At 28.7% G+C, this 25,147-nt stretch carries 22 protein-coding genes and 1 rRNA gene; 19 read left to right on the top strand and 4 right to left on the bottom strand.

The annotated features are described in order from the left end of the window. Positions 1-52 precede the first annotated feature (52 nt). The 13 genes from rrf to ftsZ all read left to right on the top strand — a co-directional run bounded on the left by rrf (position 53) and on the right by ftsZ (position 13,623). Positions 53-167: ribosomal RNA gene (rrf, locus tag FOC48_RS04820) — 5S ribosomal RNA — on the top strand. A 115-nt stretch (positions 168-282) separates the two neighbouring features. Next, on the top strand, positions 283-1,278 hold the full coding sequence (locus FOC48_RS04815) for a hypothetical protein (protein ID WP_003145771.1): 996 nt from the start codon (positions 283-285) through the stop codon (positions 1,276-1,278). Further along, positions 1,271-2,647 carry a DnaD domain protein gene (locus tag FOC48_RS04810; protein ID WP_003145772.1) on the top strand — a complete coding sequence of 459 codons (1,377 nt, stop codon included), beginning with the start codon at positions 1,271-1,273 and terminating at the stop codon, positions 2,645-2,647. Before FOC48_RS04815 ends, FOC48_RS04810 begins: the two co-directional genes overlap by 8 nt. Further along, the gene (dnaI, locus tag FOC48_RS04805) at positions 2,647-3,531 is read left to right on the top strand and encodes a primosomal protein DnaI (protein ID WP_003145773.1); all 885 of its coding nucleotides are present in this window, start codon (positions 2,647-2,649) and stop codon (positions 3,529-3,531) included. Before FOC48_RS04810 ends, dnaI begins: the two co-directional genes overlap by 1 nt. Before the next feature lie 148 nt (positions 3,532-3,679). Next, entirely contained in the window at positions 3,680-4,111 is a 432-nt protein-coding gene (gene mraZ / locus FOC48_RS04800; protein ID WP_003145774.1) for a division/cell wall cluster transcriptional repressor MraZ, read from the top strand. An 11-nt stretch (positions 4,112-4,122) separates the two neighbouring features. Continuing rightward, positions 4,123-5,058, top strand: a complete 936-nt coding sequence (rsmH, locus tag FOC48_RS04795) for a 16S rRNA (cytosine(1402)-N(4))-methyltransferase RsmH (RefSeq protein WP_003145775.1) — start codon at positions 4,123-4,125, stop codon at positions 5,056-5,058. A 16-nt stretch (positions 5,059-5,074) separates the two neighbouring features. Continuing rightward, on the top strand, positions 5,075-5,401 hold the full coding sequence (locus FOC48_RS04790) for a cell division protein FtsL (RefSeq protein ID WP_003145776.1): 327 nt from the start codon (positions 5,075-5,077) through the stop codon (positions 5,399-5,401). Positions 5,402-5,440: 39 nt separating this feature from the next. Continuing rightward, complete coding sequence (locus FOC48_RS04785; protein WP_254263200.1) at positions 5,441-7,600, top strand: penicillin-binding transpeptidase domain-containing protein; 2,160 nt, start codon at positions 5,441-5,443, stop codon at positions 7,598-7,600. A 9-nt stretch (positions 7,601-7,609) separates the two neighbouring features. Beyond that, positions 7,610-8,593, top strand: a complete 984-nt coding sequence (gene mraY, locus FOC48_RS04780; RefSeq protein WP_003145778.1) for a phospho-N-acetylmuramoyl-pentapeptide-transferase — start codon at positions 7,610-7,612, stop codon at positions 8,591-8,593. A 1-nt stretch (position 8,594) separates the two neighbouring features. Then, positions 8,595-9,935 (top strand): UDP-N-acetylmuramoyl-L-alanine--D-glutamate ligase, encoded by a 1,341-nt coding sequence (murD, locus tag FOC48_RS04775; RefSeq protein ID WP_003145780.1) that lies wholly within the window; start codon positions 8,595-8,597, stop codon positions 9,933-9,935. Positions 9,936-9,941: 6 nt separating this feature from the next. Beyond that, positions 9,942-10,907 (top strand): cell division protein FtsQ/DivIB, encoded by a 966-nt coding sequence (locus FOC48_RS04770; protein ID WP_003145781.1) that lies wholly within the window; start codon positions 9,942-9,944, stop codon positions 10,905-10,907. A gap of 230 nt (positions 10,908-11,137) precedes the next feature. Next, positions 11,138-12,511 (top strand): cell division protein FtsA, encoded by a 1,374-nt coding sequence (gene ftsA / locus FOC48_RS04765; protein ID WP_231291922.1) that lies wholly within the window; start codon positions 11,138-11,140, stop codon positions 12,509-12,511. 20 nt (positions 12,512-12,531) lie between these two features. Continuing rightward, entirely contained in the window at positions 12,532-13,623 is a 1,092-nt protein-coding gene (gene ftsZ, locus FOC48_RS04760) for a cell division protein FtsZ (RefSeq protein WP_003145784.1), read from the top strand. A 129-nt stretch (positions 13,624-13,752) separates the two neighbouring features. Here the strand turns inward: ftsZ and FOC48_RS04755 are convergent, their stop codons facing one another. The 4 genes from FOC48_RS04755 to FOC48_RS04740 form a co-directional block, all read right to left on the bottom strand. Then, entirely contained in the window at positions 13,753-14,217 is a 465-nt protein-coding gene (locus tag FOC48_RS04755; RefSeq protein WP_003145786.1) for an OsmC family protein, read from the bottom strand. Then, positions 14,210-15,385, bottom strand: coding sequence for a cobalamin-independent methionine synthase II family protein (locus FOC48_RS04750; protein ID WP_003145787.1), 1,176 nt, complete (start codon positions 15,383-15,385; stop codon positions 14,210-14,212). Before FOC48_RS04750 ends, FOC48_RS04755 begins: the two co-directional genes overlap by 8 nt. 2 nt (positions 15,386-15,387) lie before the next feature. Further along, the gene (locus FOC48_RS04745) at positions 15,388-16,212 is read right to left on the bottom strand and encodes a phosphate/phosphite/phosphonate ABC transporter substrate-binding protein (RefSeq protein WP_003145788.1); all 825 of its coding nucleotides are present in this window, start codon (positions 16,210-16,212) and stop codon (positions 15,388-15,390) included. Between the two features lie 241 nt (positions 16,213-16,453). Beyond that, positions 16,454-17,581, bottom strand: a complete 1,128-nt coding sequence (locus FOC48_RS04740) for an acyl-CoA dehydrogenase family protein (protein ID WP_003145789.1) — start codon at positions 17,579-17,581, stop codon at positions 16,454-16,456. Between the two features lie 374 nt (positions 17,582-17,955). On the opposite strand from FOC48_RS04740, the gene FOC48_RS04735 reads away from it, so the two are divergent. The 6 genes from FOC48_RS04735 to FOC48_RS04710 all read left to right on the top strand — a co-directional run bounded on the left by FOC48_RS04735 (position 17,956) and on the right by FOC48_RS04710 (position 24,978). Next, positions 17,956-19,398 (top strand): amino acid permease, encoded by a 1,443-nt coding sequence (locus FOC48_RS04735; RefSeq protein ID WP_003145790.1) that lies wholly within the window; start codon positions 17,956-17,958, stop codon positions 19,396-19,398. A 149-nt stretch (positions 19,399-19,547) separates the two neighbouring features. Further along, positions 19,548-20,159 (top strand): dephospho-CoA kinase, encoded by a 612-nt coding sequence (gene coaE, locus FOC48_RS04730; RefSeq protein ID WP_035466837.1) that lies wholly within the window; start codon positions 19,548-19,550, stop codon positions 20,157-20,159. Beyond that, the gene (locus FOC48_RS04725) at positions 20,137-20,880 is read left to right on the top strand and encodes an ABC transporter ATP-binding protein (protein ID WP_003145792.1); all 744 of its coding nucleotides are present in this window, start codon (positions 20,137-20,139) and stop codon (positions 20,878-20,880) included. Before coaE ends, FOC48_RS04725 begins: the two co-directional genes overlap by 23 nt. Beyond that, positions 20,873-22,111 (top strand): ABC transporter permease, encoded by a 1,239-nt coding sequence (locus FOC48_RS04720; protein ID WP_003145793.1) that lies wholly within the window; start codon positions 20,873-20,875, stop codon positions 22,109-22,111. Before FOC48_RS04725 ends, FOC48_RS04720 begins: the two co-directional genes overlap by 8 nt. 11 nt (positions 22,112-22,122) lie before the next feature. Beyond that, entirely contained in the window at positions 22,123-23,520 is a 1,398-nt protein-coding gene (locus FOC48_RS04715) for a protoporphyrinogen/coproporphyrinogen oxidase (protein ID WP_003145794.1), read from the top strand. Positions 23,521-23,553: 33 nt separating this feature from the next. Further along, positions 23,554-24,978, top strand: coding sequence for a leucyl aminopeptidase (locus FOC48_RS04710; RefSeq protein WP_003145795.1), 1,425 nt, complete (start codon positions 23,554-23,556; stop codon positions 24,976-24,978). The last annotated feature ends 169 nt before the right edge of the window (positions 24,979-25,147 follow it).

The raw sequence follows: 25,147 nt of genomic DNA, 5'->3' as shown, positions 1-25,147 counted from the left end.
TAACTGTTGACAAAAAGAAAAAAGATGATATAATATGTATATGAAGTTTTCGTCTGGTGGCGATAGCGAAGAGGACACACCTGTACCCATACCGAACACAGAAGTTAAGCTCTTTAGCGTCGAATGTAGTTGGGCTTACGCCCTGTGAGACTAGAACGTTGCCAGGCAACAGTGAGGGCCTTCCTTTTGGAAGGTTCTTTTTTTATTTTAATTTCATATATTTTGATTTTCTTTCAAAAATAGAGTATCATAGTATAGTAATATATAATTGGAGGTTTGAGCATGTTTTATTTAGAAGATGAAAAAACATTAGTACTTACTAGTGAGAATAAAAAAGACATATTGAACGCATTAAAATTGATTAATAAAATTTCAGATAATAAAAGTATTAAAGTTGCATACATAAAAATTTTAGAGAAAGTTCTAGTATTTAATAAAGCAATAGAAACATATTATCATTCACAAAAGCCTGGATATAATGAAGTTTATCAGGAGAGATTAGACAACCTTGATAATAGTGCAGATGAATTTAGACGTATTAAAGCTGATTTAAAACCTAACTTTGATGAAATAATTGTTGATGAAGATTCAGTAAAAGAATTCAATACAATTTTATCTAGAATTGAAAGTAGAACTTCTATTCTTTTTGAAGATGAAAAAGAGTATAGTTTCAATAATTATCTAGTAACTTTAATCAATAATAAGAAACTTGATGAATTTATATGGTTAAATACATTGTATAATATTTACAAAGATGGTAAGAGTTTAAATGATATAGTTCAAGATTATCAAAAATTAAGTGATGTTGAATACTCAGATCTTTATAAGATTTATCTTTTTGTAACTGATTATAATATTAATAAATTGTTATTAAAAAATGAATCTCAAATCATTAATAATGAGTATCTAGAAGATTTCGAATCATTCTTTAATTATATGTATGAATTAATAGATGATTTGAGAACTTTTGTGGCTAAAAATGATAAAAAAAATATACTTAGTTTTTCAACAAAAATTGAAAGTTATACTAATATAAATACACCAACTAAAGAGGAATTTCTAGAATGTGTGTACAAAGTATTTAATTTCTTAAGAGCACTTTATGAAAATGATAATGCAAAATTGCTTTTATCTAATATATATCCAATTTTAGTAAAATCTTTCTTTGCACCATTGAGAAACGATGATAAGATTAAATATGATTATAATCAAGATTTCATCTATGCTTTAGAATATACGCAAATAATTATAGAAGTAATGGATGAAAAACATGAGTAATATTTTTTCTGTTAAGGATTTTTATTGTGTTTATAATGACTATGATATTTCAGAATACTCTAAAGAGTTAAACTTACTATATCTACCATTATTAGGTAATGATGCTATAAGTTTATATAATTTTTTAGGGAGTAAAATGCTTAGTGATAAAAATCTTTCAAAGAATTATTTACACTACGATATATTAGATAATTTAGCTTTATCTAATCATAAGTTCATTGTCGCAAGAAAGAAATTGGAAGCAATTGGTCTACTTCAAACTTTTTATATTGATAACAACGGAGTAGGTCAATTTGTTTATAAGATTAAGCAAGCTTTAAATTTTTCTCAATTCTTCGGAACACCTGTTTTGGCTCAATTATTAGAAAACACTATAGGTACTGTTGAATATAAGGAATTAAGTAATTATTATTCCCTAGATAAAGTAAGTTTTAGAAGTTTTGAAGAAATAACTTCTAAGTTTTCAGATGTCTTTCATTTAGAAAACTTAAATGATTTTGGTTTTGATTATTTGGAAAATAAAGTTACTTCTGGTCCTAATTTTGATGAGTATTATTTTGATTTCGATAAATTAAATTATTATTTAGCAAATAGTTATCTAACTGAAGTTATCTCAAATGATGAAGTAAAGAACAAGATTTTAGGTTTGGCACATATTTATAAAATGGATTCTCAAGATATGGCAAAAGCTATAGAAAAATCTGTTGAAATTACTAATGGAGCAAGTGAAATTAATCTTAAAGTATTAACAGATTACATTGTTCAATTAAATGTTAATGTAAGAAAACAAGAAGTACCGACATTAGAACGTATGGTAAATAAAAATCTAACTAATATTGAGGAAGAGAAACTTACTGAGGAAGAATTGTTCATTAAAGAAGTAGATAATACAAACTTTATCACATTCCTTAATAAACAAAAAGGTATAGTAGTTTCTAATATTGACGCAAAGAATATCGGTGAATTACAAAGTAAGTATAATTTTCCTACAGGAGTTTTAAATATTTTATTAGAATATTCTATTAATCAGACAGGAAATAATTCTATACCTCATATCAATTATATTGATAAGATAGCTAGTTCTTGGAGTGCACAAAAACTTTTAGGTGCAAAGGATGCAATTGATTTTGTTAGAAATAATAGAAATTATAAGAAAAATATCGATACATCAAATAAAAAGACTTCTAAGCAACAAAAGAATTATGTGAATAATAAGAAAGGAAATTATGCACCGTTTCCTGAGTATCTTCAAAATCGTCAAAGTAATTTTAACGTTTCTAAGAAAAAAGAGGATCGTGTTGTTACTAAAGAAGATGAAGATGCATACAATAAGATGATGCAAGAATTAAATAATAAGAGGGATATGTAGTGAAAAAATTATCAAATATAGTTGCTAGCAATACTCAAGATTCGTTTAAGAGATTTATATCGGAAAAAGTTCTTAATGATCCTGAAATTGTTAAGTTTATTCGTGACAATAATTTTACCAAAATAGATATAGAAAATAATATTGAAAAGTTTTATCAATTTTATATTTCGAAAGATAAACTACTTAATATAGAGCATAAACCTAGGTTAGTTTTTAGTAATGAAGAAGTTAGTATTTTATACGAAGAGACTGAAGAGTACAAGCAAAAAGTAGCAAGTATGAAGACCTCTAATAAGGTGAAGACAGAGTTTATACCAAAAAGAGTTTTGACATACACTTTTGAAAATCTATCTAGGAATAGAGAAAAGGGTATGTTAGCGACAGAAATTATTAAAATTTGCAGAAGTATATTAAATGGTCAATCTTCTAGAGGTGTTTATGTATATGGACCAACGGGTACTGGTAAAACGTATTTAATGGGTTCTATATACAACTATTTTAAACAAAATGAAAAAGAACCAACTATTTTATATTATCCAGAATTTATTAGAAAGATAAAATCTAAAATAAGTGATAATAGTTATGATTTATATATAGATCTAGTTAGAGATGAAGAGATACTTATAATTGATGATATTGGTGCTGAAAATATTACTGAATTCATTCGTGATGAAGTATTAGGCCCAATTATTAATCATAGAGAAGCTGAAAAACTACCGACATTCTTCTCATCTAATCTAAGTATAGATGATTTAGCTGAGTTATTATCGAATGGTAGAACAACAGTAGATAGAACAAAGGCGTTAAGAATAGTAGAAAGAATACATTCTTTATGTTCATCACACTTTCTTGATGGTGAAAACGAAAGAGAATATTATAATTAAAATAAACCAAGTATTTATAAATTTTTATGTTTATAAATACTTGGTTATTTTTTTGGTAAAAAATTCAAAAAAATTCATTTTTTTTTCGAAAATAGTGGAAAAAAGTGGGGAAATGTGGTAAATTATAAAAGTAAGGTGGTGAGAAGTAGTGTTTATTGGTCAATATAATAATAAAATGGATGCCAAAGGAAGGCTTAGTATTCCAATAAAATTCAGAGATGAACTAGGTGAAAAATTTATTATTACAAGAGGTCTAGACTCTTGTTTATTTGGCTATTCACTACAAGAGTGGCAAAAGGTGGAAAGTAAGATAAAATCACTGCCTATTACTAAGAAAAATGCTCGTACTTTCCAACGTTTCTTCTTTTCCGGAGCCACTGAAGTTGAAATAGATAAACAAGGAAGAATTAATATTCCAAACGCATTAATAGAACATGCTTTTTTAGATAAAGATTGTGTTGTTAATGGTTTGTCAAATAGGATAGAGATTTGGGATAAAAATCGTTGGGAAGATTTACTTGTTGAAAGTGAAGCTAGCGTAGAAGAAATAGCAGAAGAATTAGAAGATTTTGATTTTTAGGATGGATGAAAATGTTTAAACATTATAGTGTATTATTAAATGAAGCTGTAGAAGGCTTAAATATAATAGAAGATGGTATATATGTCGATTGTACCTTAGGTGGAGCAGGACATAGTTTAGAAATTTTAAAACAATTAAAAAATGGAAAACTATATGCTTTTGATCAAGACAATATAGCTTTAGAAAATGCCAAAAATAAATTAGCTGAATACAGTGATAAAGTTGTCTTTATTAAATCGAATTTTGTTAATTTAAAAGAAAAGTTAGCTGAACATGGTGTTCATGAGGTTGATGGGGTTTTATATGATTTAGGAGTATCATCACCGCAATTAGATACACCAGAAAGAGGTTTTAGTTACAACTATGATACTAAGTTAGATATGAGAATGGATACTGATGCAAAAATCAGTGCTTATGAAGTTGTTAATGAATATAGTTATCATGATTTAGTTAAAATATTTTACCGCTATGGAGAAGAGAATTTTTCGAAACAAATAGCAAGAAATATTGAGAAAAAACGTGAACAAAAACCTATTGAAACTACTTTTGAATTAGTAGAAATAATTAAAGAATCCATCCCAGCTGCTAAAAGAAGAACTGGAGGACATCCAGCTAAAAGAGTATTTCAAGCTATTCGTATTGCAGTGAACAATGAATTATCGGTATTTGAAGATTCACTTGAACAAGCAATTGATATCGTTAAAGTGGGAGGAAGAATTTCTGTTATTACTTTCCACTCTTTAGAAGATAGAATTTGTAAACAAATATTCAATTCATACGCTAAGGCAAAAGATATTCCAAAAAATCTACCAATTATGCCTGAAGAAAGTTTATCTAAATTAAAAGTAATTACGAGAAAACCTATATATCCTAGTGATATCGAATTAGAAGAGAATAATAGATCAAGAAGTGCCAAACTAAGGGTGGCAGAAGTACAGACAAAATAGAGGGGAGGAAAGATTTATGGCTACACTAAAGGTATATAGTAGAGAATATGGAGTACGAAAAGTACAAGAAAAAGTGAAATTTAATTTTTTAGAAAAAACTGCTTATGGAGTTTTTGTAGGAGTTATTTTACTTGCTAACGTAGTTATGTTAAACTATAAGGGAGAGATTTATTCACTACGAAGTGCTCAACAAAAAAATGATATTGTTATATCTGAAAAACAAAAAAATAATAACGAACAAAAAGTTATGATAAACAATCTGTCATCTTACGAAAGAGTTAAAAAAATTGCTGAGACAGTAGGAATGAAGACTCAAAAAGATAGTATAAAGGTAGTGAGATAATTGATAAAACTTTTTAAGAAAATATTAACTTTAAAGTTTTTGGAAGATAGAAAAAGTTTAGAAAGAAAAGATTATATCTCTCGAGAAAGAACAAAAATTGTATTTTTTTTAATTTTTGTTTTTTTCTTTGTATGGATATTAATATTAAATATTGGACAAATGATGCTAATAGGGACTGTCAGGGGTCATAATTTAACAGAATTAGCAGATAAAAAATATAAAATTGACAGTAGTTTGCAACCAAATCGAGGAAAAATCTTCGATAGAAATGGGAATATATTAGCAGACAATATTGAATCTTATAAGATAGTTGCAGTAGTTTCTGATAAAGCAACTGAGGATGACACAAATCCTCGTCATGTTATTGATGTCGATAAAACTGCAGATGAATTATCTAAATTTATCAAATTAGATAAAAGTAAGATAAAGGAAATACTTAATAAAAAAGGTGTTTATCAAGTAGAGTTTGGAACAGCTGGTAAGGATATAAGTGTAGAAGATAAGAAAAAAATAGAAGAGTTAAAACTTCCTGGAATTGAGTTTATAGCAACAACAAAAAGATATTATCCTAATGGAAGTATGTTAGGGAACTTTTTAGGATTCGCACAAAATTCACCTGATAGTGATTTGATTACTGGTCGATTAGGGGTTGAAAAGACATTTGATTATTATTTAAGAGGAAAAGAAGGGCATATTACTTATGCCAAAGATGCTTGGGGTAAAGTAGTCTCTAACATACCAAAAGTAGAAATCAAACCTGTTGATGGAGCAGATATCTATTTAACGATTGATAAAAATATTCAAGGATTTATTGATAATACATTAAAAGATATCCATGACAAATATGAACCAGAAAGTGCCTTTGCAATAGCAATTAGCCCAAAAACGGGGGAAATATTAGGATTAGGACAAACTCCAGCCTTCAATCCTAATACTCAAGAAAATCTTTCAAGCGCTTGGTCGAATATTTTTTATAATTCAGCCTATGAACCTGGTTCTACTTTAAAAACTTTTACTATGTCACTAATGGTTGAAAATAATATTTATAAACCAGAAGGCTACTATAGATCTGGCTCATACAAAGTGGAAGATGCTACTATTTTTGACTGGAATAAAACAGGATGGGGTACAATAACTCAGCGTCATGGATTCCAACAATCATCTAATACATTGATGTTAACACTTTTAAATGAATTAGGAACTGAAAAACTAAAAAGCGGTTTAGAAAGTTTTGGATTTGGTAGAAGTACGAATTCACTTTATGGAAATGAAGCAACAGGAGATTTAGTATTTAATAATAAAGTATCTGCTTCGACTACCGTATTTGGTCAAGGTAGTACAGTTACAGCAATGCAAATGGTTCAAGCAGAGACGGCAATTTTAAATGATGGTCAAATGCTAGCACCGTATTTCTTACAACGAGTTCATGATAAAACATTGGATAAAGATGTTAATATCGGAAAGAAAACAATAGTTGGAAATCCAATATCAAAACAAACTGCGGATATAATGAAAGAAGAACTATACGGGGTAGTTAATGGTACTTGGGCCCAAGGTGGTAAGAGATATGCTATAGATAACTACAGTATATCAGGAAAAACTGGAACTGCAGAGGTAGTAGATCCTAAGACAGGGACATATTATAAGAGTCCATTTAAAGTAATGCACTCATTTATCGGATATGCACCTAGTGAAGATCCACAGGTAATCTTATATGTAGGGATTAAATTACCAACGAAACAGTTAGTAGCTAGTAGTGCATACGGAGCCTCTGAGATTTTTAAACCAATTATGGAAAATACATTAAATTATTTAAATGTGAAAAAATCTAATGATAACGACACTATAAAAAGTTATCAAATGGAGAATGTTGTAGGTGAGAGCGTTAATTCAACAGTACTAAAATTACAACAAAAAACAAAAAATATTATAACGATCGGTTCTGGTAATAATATAATTGGACAATATCCTTCGGCTGATAATGTAATTAAACAAGATGAAAGAGTATTTCTATTAGTTTCGGATAATAATATAGTATTACCTAATTTCATAGGATGGTCTAAGATTGATGTCATAAATTATGCTAAATTAGCCGGCTTAGATATTGAAACTGAAGGGAATGGATTTGCAAAACAACAATCAATTCCTGCGCAGAGATTTATAAAAAAAGGGGACAAGATAAAAATAAAATTTAGTTAGGAGAACGAAATGAGTAATTCAGATACAGTATTTGCTATATCGTTATTATTGGTAGCATTTTTTCTGACAGTGCTAATGCTACCAAGATTAATCAAATATTTACATGTTCTAAAATTTGGACAAGCAATTAGAGAAGAAGGCCCACAAAGTCATATGCATAAAAAAGGTACTCCAACAATGGGAGGAATATCTTTTATAGTTTCAATAGTAATTTCACTTATTGTTGCAATGATCTTGGATAGTGGAAACATTCAATATTATATTTTATTTATTTATACAACTATCTCATTTTCAATTATTGGTTATATAGATGATATGCTTATCGTAGTTAAGAAGAAAAATGATGGACTTGCTCCAAGAAAAAAATTAATGTTACAAATACTATTTTCTGTAATATTTTATATCTTAGTTACATTTATTTATAAAGATATAAATTATATACATATCCCAGAATTAGATTATAATCTTAATATTTCTTACTTATATCTGATCTTCTTAGTATTTTGGCAAACAGGATTTTCTAATGCGGTTAATTTAACTGATGGATTAGACGGTCTAGCAACAAGTGTTACAATTATTACCACTAGTACATTTGCTTTATTAGCATATAAGGAAAATAATTTTCCTGTATTAGTTTTCTGTCTAACTATAGTTGGAGCACTTTTAGGATTTTTATTATTTAATAAAAATCCGGCAAAAATCTTTATGGGGGATACTGGATCTTTAGCTTTAGGAGGAATTTTAGCCGCGATTTCAGTAATCTTGCATAAAGAAATAGCATTCTTATTTATAGGTTTAGTATATATACTTGAGACTTTATCTGTAATAATTCAGGTGGCTTACTTCAAAAAAACAGGAAAAAGAATTTTCAAAATGTCACCTTTACATCATCATTTCGAATTATCAGGGTATGGTGAAGTAAAAACTGTTTATATTTTTGTAATAATAGCTGTGATATCATCTGCTATAGGTTACTTTATAGGGGTTATTTAAAATGATTAATTTAAAAGATAAAAAAATATTAGTGTTAGGATTTGCAAGAAGCGGTTATTCAACTGCAAAAATCTTAAACAAACTTGGATATGATGTTACTTTAAATGCATATGATGATTTAAGTACTGATGAAAAAGCAGCTGAGTTGAGGGAATTAGGCATTAAAGTAATTGATGGGGGTCATCCATTAGAACTTTTAGAAAATATTGACTTAATAGTAAAAAATCCAGGAATTAAATATCAAATAGAATTTTTACAAAAAGCAATTGACAAGAAAATTGATATTATAACTGAGATTGAGTTAGCAAATACATTGTTTAACATTGATATGATAGCTATTACTGGAACAAATGGTAAAACAACTACTACACAGATGACTTTCGATATTCTGAAAGCATCAAAAAAAGATGTATTTTTAGCTGGTAATATTGGATATCCTTCAATTGAAATTGCATACAACCATCCAAATTCATTATTAGTTACTGAAGTTTCATCATTTCAATTACAAGGAACAAAATATTTCAAACCATCGATAGCTGTAATTACTAATCTTGGTGTAGGGCATTTAGATTATCATGGTAGTGTTGAAAATTATCGAGATGCTAAAAGAAATGTTTATAAAAATCAAGATAAAAATGACATCTTAATTTTGAATATTAATGAAAAAGATAAATTTGATATAGAAAGAATAAATTCTAAAGTGCTATTCTATGATACAAAAGAAAATATAGAAGCAGATATCTATGTAAGAGATAATATGGTTATTTTTGAGGGTGTGGAATTATTTGATATAACTAAACTCTCACTTCCAGGTATGCATAATGTGGAAAATGCAATTAATGCTGCTGTAATATCATTTATAAAAGGTGCTGGTAAAGAATCGATTCAAAATGTTCTTTATGCTTTTAGTGGAGTAAAACACAGATTACAGTTTGTAGGAGAACATAAAGGAGTAAAATTCTATAATGATTCAAAAGCTACAAATCCAGTTGCAACAACTAGAGCACTATCAGGATTTGAAAAAAATATAATACTTGTTTGTGGTGGACAAGATAGAGGAATAGATTTCAAAGAATTAATTCCATATCTACCAAGAGTAAAATCTATGGTAGTAGTAGGTGAAAGTAAAGAGATATTATATAACTTAGCTATTGATAATAATGTTGATTGTCATAAAGCAATTAAAATTGATGATGCTACTATTCTAGCAAATTCACTTGCAGAGAATGGTGATACAATATTATTATCACCAGCATGTGCATCGTGGGATCAATATAAGTGTTTTGAAGATCGTGGAGATGAGTTTATAGCAACATTTAAGAAGATTATTCAAGAGGATTAAAAAACTATGAACAAGAAGAATAGGAAGTTACTTGAAAAAATGAACAAAGATAATCGTCGTAGTTCATTAGAAAAAATTAAAAGAAAAAAAAGACGTGAAGTATTTTACATAGTAACTTTATTTTTAATTGTAGTAGGAGTATTTGTACTTTTATTTAGTAGCTATTTAAAATTAAAAACAATAGAAGTTGAAGGTAACAATCAGATTACTAAAGAAGAAATACTTGAGGCTGGTAACATTAACAATGATCTTCGAACATGGTCAATAAAAGATGATGAAATTCAAAATAATATAAAATCAAGATTTGATATATTTAAATCAGTAACAGTAAAATCTAAATTGCCTTCCTCTATAAAAGTGCAGGTAGAAGAGTATAGTTTCATTGCACAAAATAAAAAAGAAGATGGTAGTTTAGAGATAATAATGGAAAATGGGAAACCATATTCTGGAAAAATTAGAAACAATTATAATTTACCTATCATAGAAAATTTCAATGATGATAGTAATAAACTTGAAGAAGTTTACAAAAATTTGAATAAACTTAAACAAGAAGTAAGATTACAAATATCTGAAATAATTAATGATGAAAATGATAGAGTAATTATTTATATGAAAGATGGTCAAAAAGTTAAAGCATTAAGAGCTAGCTTTGCAGATAAGTTGAATTACTATGAAGAAATATCTAAATATATTGAAGATAAAAATAATACTACTTTAAATTTAATAAACGGTGCATATCTTGAAACACCAAAAACAGAAAAAGTTAGAAATGATAGTATTAAGAAACTACTATCAAGACAGGGATTAAATGATGATGAGAAATCAAATAAAGATAATGAAAGAGTAGAAAAAGAAGAAAAAGTACAACAAAGTAATAAATCTGAAAATTCTACTACAAATAATCAAAGTAATTCTTCTAACAAGAACAATAATAGCAAACAACAATCAACACGTAATAAGAAAAATCAATAGTTAAAAAAGCATCCTAAATTTTGTATTTCGGATGCTTTTTTTATTGAAAAATTGTATAAAAGAAAAAAACTTATTCGTTATATTACAAATTGAAAATATTTTAATAAAATTTAATTTTTTTTGATGTTTTTCATATTTTTTTTTCTAATTTTATGTTATAATTTAGTATGTGTAAATAAAATATGTGTGTATTTACAATTTTATTATAATAACAAAGTTTAAAGGAAGGAGTGTTTGACTTGAGTTCACAATTGTATACTTCAATAGATCTAGGATCATCTAGTATAAAAGTGATAATAGCAGATGTAGTATATGAAAAATTGAATATACTCGGTGTTGGTGTTGTAAAAACAACATCTATTAAACGAGGGAACATTATTGATGTAGAATCTGCCTCTAGAGATATTCAAAAAGCAATAGATATTGCGAAAAGTGAAGCTAATAAGGACATAAGATCATTATATGTAGCAGTTCCAAGTATACACACTCATATTAAAAAAAGTGTAGCGGAAATTAAATTTGATACAAAACACGATATTGATGGTAGAGATATCGAAGAAGTAATTGAAGAAGCAAAAATACTACCATTACCACGAGAAAGAGAAGTGGTACAAGTAATTCCAGATTACTATCGTCTTGATGATATTGAAAATATTAGAAAACCAAAAGGAATGACTGTTCATAATTCATTTGAAGTAACAGGGAATAGAGTTTTAACATCTAAAACTCATCTTCACACAATATATAAAAGTATTGAAAACTTAAGATTAGATTGTAACGAAACATTTTGTACATCTCATTCATTAGGTGAATTACTATTAAATGACGAAGAAAAAGATTATGGGTCAGTGATTATTGATATTGGAGCAGGACTTACGACTGTGAGTTATTTTGAAGATGGTATTCTTCAATTATCACAATCAATCGAGTTAGCTGGTGAAGATATTACACGTACAATATCAGATGTTTTAAATGTCCCATTAAAACGTGCAGAAGAGATAAAAGTTACTCAAGGGCATGCTTTTTATGACTTAGCATCACCACAAGTAATTATTGACTTAGATAATTTAGAACCAGATGAAGAACCATATACACAAAAAGAACTAGCGGATTATATTGAAGAAATTGTAGAAGAGATTATTTTACGTTCATTCGATGTATTAAGAAAAGCTGGTATAAATAGAGTTAAAGGTAACGTAGTGTTAACAGGTGGAACAACACTTATGCCTGGTGTTCTTGACTTGGCAAAAGATATGCTAAGAAAAATGAATGTAAGAATTGGTTCACCAAAAATCATAGGAGCTAATTCACCAGAATTATCTGTTGTTGTAGGTACATTAACAAGTAGTTACAAAATTGAATCATTGTTTGGATATCAAGTAACTGATGAAGTGCCAACAATAAAAAATACAAATTCAACATTTGAAAATGTTTCTGCAGTAGAAGAAATTACTGTAAATAACTCAAAAGTTGAAGCACCAGTGATAAGTGAAACTCATGAAGATGTTCATGAAGAAGAAACTTATTATGAAGAAGAGAAAAAAGAAGAAGATAAAAACTTTTTCGACAAAATAACTAAAATGTATAATTCGTTTTTTGAATAACAATCAGGAGGAAATAAAGAATGTTTGAAGAATTTGATCAATCAGCAGTAATTAAAGTAGTAGGTGTTGGTGGCGGTGGTGGTAACGCCGTTGACCGAATGGTAGAAAGTGGAATTCAAAACGTTGAGTTTATCGCAGTTAATACAGATGCTCAAGCTTTAAAACGCTCTAAAGCAGACGTTAGAATTCAAATCGGAGAAAAATTAACTAAAGGTCTTGGAGCAGGTGCTAACCCAGAAGTTGGGCGCAAAGCTGCTGAAGAAACTAAAGATAAAATTGAAGAAGCATTAGCAGGTGCGGATATGGTATTCGTAACTTCTGGTATGGGAGGAGGAACTGGTACAGGTGCAGCTCCAATCGTAGCAGGTATTGCTAAAGAATTAGGTGCATTAACAGTAGGTGTTGTTACTCGTCCATTCAACTTTGAAGGTAAAAAACGTCAAGTACAATCAACTGCAGGAATTAACTCACTTAAAGGTGCAGTAGATACACTTATCGTTATCCCTAATGATAGATTATTAGACATCGTAGATAAATCTACTCCAATGATGCAAGCTTTCGTTGAAGCTGATAACGTGTTACGTCAAGGGGTTCAAGGTATCTCTGATTTAATTAACGTATCAGGTACAGTTAACCTTGACTTTGCAGATGTTAAAGCAATTATGGCTGATCAAGGTTCTGCATTAATGGGTATCGGGGTAGCTTCAGGTGAAAATAGAGCTATCGAAGCAGCTAAAAAAGCTATTTCATCTCCATTACTTGAAACATCAATCGTTGGAGCTAAAGGTGTTCTATTAAACATCACTGGTGGTCCATCATTAAGTTTATTTGAAGCTCAAGCTGCTGCAAGTATCGTTCAAGAAGCTAGTGATGATGAAGTAAATATGATTTTCGGTACAGTGTTTAACGAAGAGTTAGAAAAAACTGACGAAATCGTCGTTACAGTAATTGCTACTGGATTTGAAGAAGATGGAGTGAGTGTTGAAAGAGATATCTTAGCACAACGTCCTGCTCAACCAGAAGCTAGCTCATTCACAAGTGGTTACGGTAAAAACGAAGTAGAACAAGAAATGTACCCACGTCCAAGAAGAAGAACAAGAAGAGAAATCTAATATGATATGAAAGAAAATCGGATAAATTTCTGATTTTCTTTTTTTTTATGTTTCATCCTAAGAATAAATATTTTATAATATTTAATTAAAACATCCTGATAAAAAATTTTATCAGGATGTTTTCACAGTTTATTCAATTAAAATAAATTTTATATTAAATTTGATTACATGTTTTAATGTGTTGTATATAAATGATTTATTAAGTGAAGTATTACAAAATTTTAGTAAACTATGTTCATCAAAATCAGCATATAAATAATATGTAATATCACAAGATTTTATTTTAGGTTCTTCGTTGTATCCTTTAACACCGATTAGAGAAAGTGGATTTTTTAAATTAAGATGTATTTTTCCTTCAAGTTCTTCAATATCAATATTATGTTGTTTGCTTTGTGATACAATATTATGGGAAATTCCACCTAAGATAGAAGCAGCAAAATAATTAATACTGCTTGCATAATCAGCATTAATATCAAAACTAATTTCACTAGATATATTTATAATATCATTATTAGTGTACATCTTAAATATATTATTTGATAAAATTCCTCTAAAAGTTAAATCATAATTTTTAGATTCGTATAGATTATTCATATAGTTTCCTCAATATGATTTTAGTTTCATTTAGCCGAGATAATTTTTTATTTATTATATCCATAGTGCTAACGGGTCTATTAGCGAAGGTTGCAAAACCACAGTCAGGATTTAACCAGATTCTTTCTTTTGGAATAAATTTTAAAACTTCTTTAACTCTAGTAAGAATATCTTCTAATGGCTCAATAGTATCAGTTCTAGGGTTCATAACACCAAGACCAAGTATACAATTTTCTCTAATTATCTTACTACTAAATAAAGATGAAATTTCTCCAGCTCGAGGTGTTGAGAATTCTAGTGTTAAAATATTAGGCAAAGCTTCTTCAAATAATGGTAAGAGTGGAGTATAAGGACCGGTAAGAAGTATGCTTTCATCCCGACTCCAATTTCCACGACATACATGAAGTGCTGCTAATATACCTTTTTCTTTAGCATAGGAGATGATAGATTTTATCAATTTTGTAGCAAATTTTAATTCTTCAGTAGGATCTTTTTTTTCAGAAAGTGCTGCGCACATGAAAGATCTTGTTTTTCCCTCAGAAAATACTACTTCAGTTAATACAGGTTCGTCAAATTGGACTACATCAACTCCTATCTCGACTAAAGCATCAATTTCTTGTTTTAAAACTTTTATTACATCTTCTCCAAGGGTATCCTTACTTTCATAGTATTTTTTTGAAAGAGCAGGTAACCACATAGAACGAGTTATTAAATATGGACCTGGCAATGTAGCTTTAATTTTTTTTGATGTTAATTTTTTTAATTCAATCATTTCATCTGCTACAAGAGGTTTATTATATTCAATTTTACCAGTACAAATTGCATTTTTGATACTAATAGCAGGTACATCTAATATTTCTAATATTTGTTCAAAGCCTTGTTTATCCTCAATGTAGTCAAACATATCAGCCATACTCATCATAGTAACACCGTTAAGTTTTTCAGCTATAAATGAAACGTAATTATCTCGGTTTAATTCACCATTAGTTATAATATCAATATTATTATTTTCTTGTAGATTTATTACGTATTTTGTTTCTTCATCTAAAATTTCTTTGTATAAAGAAATATCAAGATTACCTTTATTTAATTTTCTCTTCGCAGTTAATAATTTTTTACTTCTAGGCATACTACCTAGAAGAGAAATTGAGAAAGATGAAATAGTCATAATTATTCTCCATGGAACTTGTTAAAAAAGTTTAAATACTCATTTGCTTCAGTAAGTTGTTTAAATCCAGATGTACGACCTGAAATCCATTCTTTTAATCCTTCCATATCCATCATCTCTTTGTGAGATGGGTTATTATAGTCCATTTTATGTAATACTTCTATGAATTTTTCGAATATAGTTACTTCTAATTCAGGATGCCCAGAGAATATACAATGATCAAAGAAATCAGTTTTTGAGAGAATATTAACTTGATTTTCATCTAAAGTTCCATCAGATATCCAAGCTTTGTAGTTTAAATCTAACATCCATGTAGCATCAACCTCATCATTTTTTAAAGCAATAGCAGAATCGAGTTCTCCACCAACATGATCTCCATGAAGACCAACTCCAATATCAAAACGTTTTTCTATATAATCTTTTTCAAATTCTAATCCATTTTTGTGAAGATGATTGATTGGAATTAATCTTGCTTGTGGTGAATCGATAGCACCAAATCCAATTGTTTTACCTTTTAAATCGTTAATTGATTCAATATTTTTGTTCGATTTTACTACTAAATAAGAACTGCGATCACGGTCGGTATCACGCATAGAGCCATTAAGAGAAGTCCCATTAGTACGTAGATAAGTATCTAACCAAGCTAATGGTGAATTCCATGCAACATCAATTTCTCGAGATAAAAGACCGTCTACTTGCGTTTTATAGTCTTTATAATAAACGGGTTCAATAGGAAAGTTTTCATCCTCAAAGAATTTTGCAATAATTCCCCAAATTACAGTTACTTTTGGATCATAGATTACAGCTCCAACTTTTAATTTTGACATAATATTATTCCTCTTTTCTTATTTGTAATTTTTAAATAAAGGGAGTGACTCAAAAATCGTGATTTCGTAGAAATCGATTTTGTCGAGTCACCCCGCAAAGTTTATTAAATATCTAAAAAGCTTGTATAAAGTGAATTTAGATATTAATAAACCACTTCGTCTATAAGTATTCTTATAAACTTTTTTTAAAATCTAAGACTTTTGGGTTAATCCCTAAAAAATTTGATTTCATTGGTAATTATTATGGTAATTGTTGCCCAGTAATTGCTTTTCCTAACCAAATTGTAAGTACGTCAACACTCGGTGCCATAATATGACTTGCGAAAGCATCTCGTAAGTAACGTTCCATATTTCTAACACGGTTATAAGCTTTACCACCACCAACACGCATACCAAGACGAGCTAATTCAATAGCAGCTTCACTAGCGAAAATTCTAGCTGATAAAATTTTTGCTAACATATTAATTTCTTTAGCTATGAAACTACGAGCTGCTTCATTTGTTCCTAAAACAGCAGCATTTGTTTGACTGTAAATTTTTGCTAGATGAATTTGAACAGTTTCAATCTCACTTAATGATTTTCCATCAGGATATTTTCTGTTTGTAGTATGAGCTACTGCTTCATCTAGAATAGCTTCACACAATCCACTATAAACGGCAGCAAGACCTGTAATGAAGTATGTGGCAACAATCGTGAATACTTGATCAACTCCAGAGCCGGCTTTACCTATACGTAGTTCTTTATCTAATTCAACATCATTAATTGCCATTTGACATGAAACATTTCCACGCATACCTAAACCATGCCAAGTAGAAGGTTTGAATTCTAGACCTTTAGAATCTAATGGGAATACCCAGTTATCAATACCACCTTCAACATCAGAAGGAGTAAGTACTAAGTAGTAAGAAGCAAATTCAGCAGAAGTAACCATACTTTTTAGTCCATTAAAAACTACAGAATTATCTTTGAATTCAGTTTTAACATCAGAAATGTAGAAGTGAGTTCCAGTTCCTAATTCACTGTATGCAAGAGCCATAAATTTTTCATTTTCTACAATATCTTTACAAATTTTTGATTTAAGATTATCATCAGCATATGAAAGTACACAATTTAAAGCAACGTTGTGCATCATGTAACATAGACCAACTGTCGCACTAGATTTAGCAAATGCACGACAAGCATCTGCATGTTCTTGCATATCTTTTCCTAGTCCACCAAGTTCTCTTGGAATCATAAGTTTGAAATATCCAGCTTTACCTAATTCTCTAAAAACTTCTTCTGGAAATCTTTCTTGTTCATCAATTTCTTTAGCAATAGGATCAATATATTTTTTTGCAAATTCCCTAGCTTCGTTATAAAATGTTGTCATAATAATGCCTCCTAATATTAATAGAATAGTGCTTTCTACAAAAAATTATATAGCTAAAGTGAAAATCTGTAAATGCTTTAACTTTTGATATAATAATAATTGTAATTAAATACTTTTTTAAAAATAAATTGAATTATTGTGAAAATTGGCGATATAAACTGTAACCATTTTAACAAAAATATTATATTCTAGAATATAAAATAAAATTTCATTAAATGATATCCATTATCAATTAATTAAAGTTAATTAGAAATGTTCTCTTGAATTTTTAAAAAATAACAATAAAGTTTCAGAAAATTGTTTACAAAATATAAATATTCTAGTATAATCATTACTTATATAGTTACAATATATTATAAGAAAGGATGAAGAGAATGACAGATTCTAAAATGGAAAGAAAATTACAAGCTCGTCATATCAGTATGATTGCCATAGGTGGATGTATAGGTACAGGATTATTTATGGCAAGTGGAGCAGTTGTAAGTAAAGCAGGTTCTTATGGAGCGGTTATTACTTATGCATTGATTGGAGTTATTATCTATTTTTTAATGGCTTCTATAGGAGAATTAGCGACATTTTATCCAGTTTCTGGTTCATTTGGAGCATATGCAACACGTTTTATTGACCCAGGGGTAGGTTTTGGAGTAGGTTGGTTATTCTGGATCCTGTGGATTTTAGTAGCAAGTGTTGATATTATCACATTATCAAAGATACTACATTACTGGGAATTCTTTAGACAATTTTCAACATTTTCAATTTGTATTGTATTTTTAGTATTATTATATTTATTAAACTTAGTTAGTGTTAAAGTTTTCGGAGAAGTTGAATATTGGATAACAATAATAAAAGTAATGACTGTTGTTGCATTCTTATTAGTTGGTGCTGCAATTATTTTTGGTGCTACTGGAAATAGTGAAGCTGGTATTCATACATTCATCCAAAATGGAGAAAAAACAAGTAGTGCAGGAGCTTTAGGCTTATTTGGGGTATTATCTACAGCAGCATTCTCATTTGGAGGAACTGAGGTAGTAGCTGTTACAGCTGGTGAATCTCCAAATCCAAAAGAAACAATGCCAAAAGCAGTAAAACAAGTGTTCTGGAGAATTTTAATATTCTACATAGCTACTATGATAATTATATCTTCAATAGTTTCAGCAAATGATCCAAGATTATTAGATACAAACAATGTAACGGCTTCACCATTTACGATTGTTTTCCAAAATATTGGATTAGAAATAGCGGCAGTAATTATGAATGCCGTAATCTTAACATCAGTATTATCAGCTGCAAACTCAGGTATGTATGTCTCAAGTAGACAATTATTCTCATTAAGTTCACATGATTACGGACCAAAATTATTTAAGAAGTTAAATAGTAATTCAATTCCTGTATTTGCTTTAACAGTATCTGCATTATTTATGGTTCTTTGTTTCATATTTGAAAAACTTAATCCAAGTGGATACTACATGTTATTATCAATGGTAGGAATTATAGTAATGATTATTTGGATGGTATCGCTAGTTTCGCAAATTCGTTTACGTAAAGCGATTGCGAAACAAGGGAAAAAAGCCGAAGAAGTATTACCATATACATCAAAAACAGGAGTTGTAGGTTCTTACATTGCATTACTATCATTTGCTACAATAATTTTACTTCAATTAGTTTCAGATTATGCAACTGGTGGTTTTGTAAAAATGTCGTATAACCTAGTTTGTCCAGCAATTGGTGTACTAATGTATTTAACATTTAAAGTAGTAACAAAACGAAAATTTGTAAAACTTGAGGAAATGGATATTCATCCATATAAAGAAAAATAATATTAATATTTACTCTCTCTATCTGAGGATTAATCTCTGATAGAGAGAGTAATTTTTATATGTTATATTTTTTATTGATTCGTAAAATGTGGTAAATGGTTACGGTTTATGATAAAATTGTACATAAGAAACTTAATGGAGTTGATATTTTGAATATAGGAATTACAGGTAGTATTGCATGTGGAAAAAGTACAGTATCAAATTATCTAAAGGATAAAGGATATACTATTATTGATGCTGATAAATTAGGTCATATTGCACTAACTAGTGATGAAGTGAGAGAAAAACTTGAGAAAAGTTTTGGTTTAAGGATTATTGAGAATAATGAGATAAGCCGTGAAAAATTAGGGAAATTAGTCTTTGGTAATGAGGAGAATTTAAAAATACTTAATAGTATTGTGCATCCTTATATAAGAAGACAAATTTTACAATTACAAGAAAAACATAGCGACGAACGATTAGTTTTTTTAGATATAGCACTCTTGTTTGAAGCTGGATTTGAAGATTTAGTTGAAAAGATAATAGTGGTTCATATAAATGAAAAAGAACAGTTAACAAGATTGATGAATCGAAATTCACTTTCTTCCGAAGCAGCTATGAATAGAATAAAAAGCCAAATGAGCTCAGAAGATAAATCAAAGCTGGGTGACTATGTAATAAATAATAGCAACACAAAAGAAGAAACATATAGACAAATAGATTTGATATTAGATGAGTTAGAGAGAGGAGTCATAAAAAATGACGAATGTATTAGAAATTAGTAATTTAGGTGGAGGATATAATAGAAGAAAAATAATAGATAATGTTGATATCCAAATACCAAAGGGAAGCATAACAGCATTAATAGGTCTTAATGGTGCTGGTAAGAGTACAACAATTAAACATATTTTAGGTTTACTTAGACCTATGGAAGGTGAAATAAAAGTTAATGGAATAACAATTACTGGAAATAATGAAAAATATAGAAAAAGTATCAGTTATATACCAGAATCACCCGTTTTATATGAAGAACTTACCTTAGAAGAACATATTAATCTTACAGCAATGGCTTATGGATTGAATTTGGAAGAAACATGGAAAAGAGCTGAAAAATTATTAGAATTATTCAAATTGAAAGATAAGAAAAAGTTCTTCCCTGTTCATTTTTCAAAAGGTATGAAACAAAAAGTTATGATAATTTGTGCCTTTCTAGTAGAACCAAATCTATACATAATTGATGAACCTTTTTTAGGATTAGATCCTATTGCAATAAATGATTTAATTAACTTGATGTGTGAAAGAAGGGATGCTGGAGCAAGTATTTTAATGTCTACGCATATTCTTGCAACAGCAGAAAAATATTGTGATAACTTTGTAATAATTCACGAAGGAAAAATTTTAGCAAATGGTAATTTAGAACAATTAAGAGCCGAATTTAATATGGCAGGTGCGTCTTTAGATGAAATATATTTATCATTAACAGTGCGAGGAAATAATGAGTAATATAGAAAATATTTTTTCTGACAGACGAAAGAAAGAGCAAGAGTTAAAGTTAACCTATAGTAAGTACATTTTTAATTCGCACCTTATAATGTTTCTTATTATAGTTTTAGGAGCAGCACTTATAAATTATTCGAAATGGATAGCTATTGCAAGTAAAGTAGAATTATATTCAGTTTACATAGCAGCAACACTTGCTTTTAGTTATTATTTAGTAAGTTCTAAAATAAAAACACATATTAAAGAAGCGGATGCGGTATTTTTATTACCTTTAGAAAAATACTATCGAAAAGTAGGAATGAAAACTGTAACAAATAGCACAGTAATTCATATAATAGCTAGTGTGATATTTTATTTTGCTACCAAACCAATTACTAATCTTATCGGTAATATAGATAGACTAAGTATTTGTATGTTATTAATAGTATTAATTTGGAACAATTTATTAAAATACTTCCAAGTCATTCACTATAGAGAGATAATCTGGGGTAAATTATTACTGTTCATAGTAATCTTTATTCAGTTGTTAGTAGTGTTTTTCGATGATATAGCTATTCGTATTATTTACTTAATAGGTATAATTGTACTAGCAGTGTTTACATACTATATTATGAAAAATGCAGGAAATAACCTAAATACTAAGGATCAAGAAAAATATGTTGTGAATTGGAATCAAGCAGCAGATTATGACAAACATCGTATGGAAAGCTATTTAAAGTTTGTAAATATGTTTGTTGATGTTCCGTTAAGTGGTGTAAAAGTTGCTAGAAGAAAGTATTTTGATATACTATTACCAAAATTAACAAAAGATAATTTCAAAAAAGAAAATAGTTTTAAATATTATTACTATAGAGTATTTTTAAGACAAGAAAATACAGTCTATCTAGCGTTAAGATTAGTGCTCTTAGCCGCTCTAGTTATTTTTAGTTTTAAAAATACATATGTTAGTGGTTTAGCAATAATTTCATACAGTTATTTAACAATAATTCAGCTAGTTCCATTGTACAAGCAAATGAGTAATAATATTTGGCATAGTATTTTACCAGTAAGTGAAGATATTAAAATAAAAAGATATAAACAATTATTAACTAGTGTCATGATAGTAACTACATTATTATTAGCGGTAGTATCTATATTATTATCTAGTTTTAGCACAATGAACATCTTAGTAATAATTGGTTCAGTAGTTATAGCTAATATAATATCTAAAATATTTATTGGAAAAGTGAAGTAGAAGGATAGATTATGAAAAATATAGCAATAATAGGAGGAGACTTATCAGGAGTAAGTTGTGCTTACTTTCTTGATAAACTCTCAGGAGTAAACTCAAAAAAGTTTAATATTGATCTAATCGAGAGAGATTTAGAATTTGCAAATGATAGATTCGGAAAGTTTCAGCTTGGACAAGAGATTTATGATAATGGATGGCACAATTCTATTAGTGAACAAGGAGTTTTGTTTTATTTAATGATAGAATTAGGTTTACATAGATATTTAATAAAGAGTGGAGCAACAAAAAAGGTATTTTTTACAAAAGAGGGAATAAAGTATTTACCAGAAAAAATGTTATATGGTCTTCCACTTGATAAAAGAGAATTGTTAATGTCTGATTTATTTACTTTTAAAGAAAAGTTATCTATTTTATATAATATGTATAATACTTTAGAAGATGAGGATATTAAAGAGTTAACAGTTGAAGAGTTTTTTAGAGCTATAGTTAATGAAAAAATCTATGTTAAGCTAATAGAACCACTATTGACAAGTTACTATGCTAGTGATATTTCTAAACAAAGTATGGTAAGTTTGATGCCAGAATTATCATTTTTAACGATTCAAAAAGAAGATATCAACAAAGTACTTGAAGAGATGTATGATAGAAATGTAATTGATAATATTACTGTAGGAGCAGAATATCGTTTGAAATTCACATTGAAATCATTTATAGAAACTCTAGAATCAAATTTTTCAGACAAAGTATTTCTAGAACTAAATAGAAAAGTCGAAAAAATCGAAAAAAGAGGGGATAAATATTTAGTTCATTCAAATGGTAGTATTTACTACTATGACTATATAATACTAACATTGAATCAAAAAAATTTCCTACCGTGGTTTAATGATGACGATAAAATAATTGAATTTTATTCTGACATGAAATATGTTTCTAATATAGTTGTTACGCTTATTTATAAGAGAGATGATTTACACATAAATCGTGAAATTGGAGAAATAATTTTTCCGAAAAATGAAAGTGAATATGTTACAAAGCTAGAATACGTAAGTAATAAATGGATTGATATAAAAATGAGCGGAATTCAAATAGTAAGAGCATATATTAGTAGAGAAGAAGCAGTAAAAAAACTTATAGAAAAAAGTGATAGTGAAATTAAAGAAATTGTTGAAAAAGAAATAATTATAGTTCATGGTGTAGTAGGAAATGTGAATAAGTACTATGTTAGTAAAGTAAAAGATAACTACCGTTTTTGTTGTAAAAATTATAATAAAAACATTAATGAATTCAATGAATATATGAAAAAAGAATATTCAAATGTTTTTATTATAGGTAAATCAAAAAAAGGAACAACTTTAGAAAATACAGTATTAGAAGCTAAAGAAATAGCAAAAGAGATATTAGAAAGAATATAAAGAAAGGCCGTACAAAGTACGAGGTAAAATTAGATGAAATTTAATACTAATAAATTAGAGGGTGTAATTGTAACACCAATATTCGAAGATGAAAATTATAATAATGGACTTTTAGAATATACAAAAGGGAAAAAATTATTTAAAGGAAAACTTAATGAAATATTTGTAAATTTACCATATAATGGAGAAAAAGAAATATTAATAGGTTTAGGGAAACGTGATGAATTAAAAGAAGATCAAGTGCGTGAGGTATTTTTTAAACTAGTTAAAGTATTAGCAAAAAATAAAGAATTTGAAGTTCAAGTTACTTTACCAAAAGTAGAAAATATACATACTGAAAAGTTAGTGAATGCAGCTGTAGAAGGAGCTTTACATGCAACATATAAATTTGATAAGTATAAATCTGATAGAAAAGACTTCCCAGAAATTACTATTAATTTAACTACAGAAGAACAGTTAGAAAATATAGAAGAAGTAGTTAGTGAAGCATGTGATATTATTGGTGGTGTATTTTTTGCTCGTGACTTAGTTAACGAAAGAGCAGAATATCTATACCCAGAAACACTTGCTAATATTGCCAGTAAGGAATTAACAGCTTTAGGCGTTGAAGTTGAAGTTTATGATGAAAAACAATGTGAAGAATTAGGGTTAAAAGGATTGTTAGCTGTAGGTCGTGCATCTGATAGAAAACCAAGATTTATCGTTATGAAGTATTTAAATAACCCAGAAGAAAGTGAAGTAGTTGGTTTAGTAGGAAAAGGTGTAACTTATGACACAGGTGGTTATTCAATTAAACAAACAGCTAATAGTATGGATATTATGCACTGTGACATGGGTGGAGCAGGGACAGTAATTGGAACAATGAAGCTAATTGCTACTAGAAAATTAAAAACAAATGTTATTGCTATTGTAGGAGCTTGTGAAAATATGATTTCAGGTGGATCATATAAACCAGGTGATGTTATTTCTACTCTATCAGGAAAAACAGTAGAAGTAGCAAATACAGATGCTGAAGGGCGTATTACTCTTGCTGATTCAGTATATTATGCAACTGAAAAACTTAAAGTAAATAAAGTTATAGATTTAGCAACACTTACTGGTGCATGTTTAGTTGCGTTAGCAGAATTCTACACAGGAGCAGTAACGAACAACCAAGAATTTTATAACGAACTAAATAAAGCTGCGAAAGAAGCTGGAGAAAGAGTATGGCAAATGCCAGCTGATGATAGCTTCAGAGAATTAAATAAATCTTCTGTAGCTGATGTTAAAAACACAGGTGGAAGACTTGGAGGAACAATAACTGCAGGATTATTCATAGAAAACTTCGTAGCGAATAATGTTCCATGGATTCACTTAGATATAGCGGGAACAGCATATTTATCAAAAGCGGAAAAATACCTTCCAAAAGGTGCTACAGGAGTACATGTTAAAACACTGTATAACTTATTAAATAAATAAGATATTAAAAGTTCAAGGGTATAACATATTATATTCTTGAGCTTTTTTATATAATATTGTGAATTTGTTGGTAATTATATTAAGATTTTGTAAATAATTCGCAAATGTAAAAAGAGATATTTCAACAGTAATTGACATTGATAATTATTATTGATAAAATAAATATAAG

Origin of the sequence: Gemella haemolysans, from assembly GCF_012273215.1 — a bacterium.
Lineage (GTDB): Bacteria > Bacillota > Bacilli > Staphylococcales > Gemellaceae > Gemella > Gemella haemolysans_A.
This window is presented reverse-complemented; position numbering and strand designations above follow the sequence as displayed.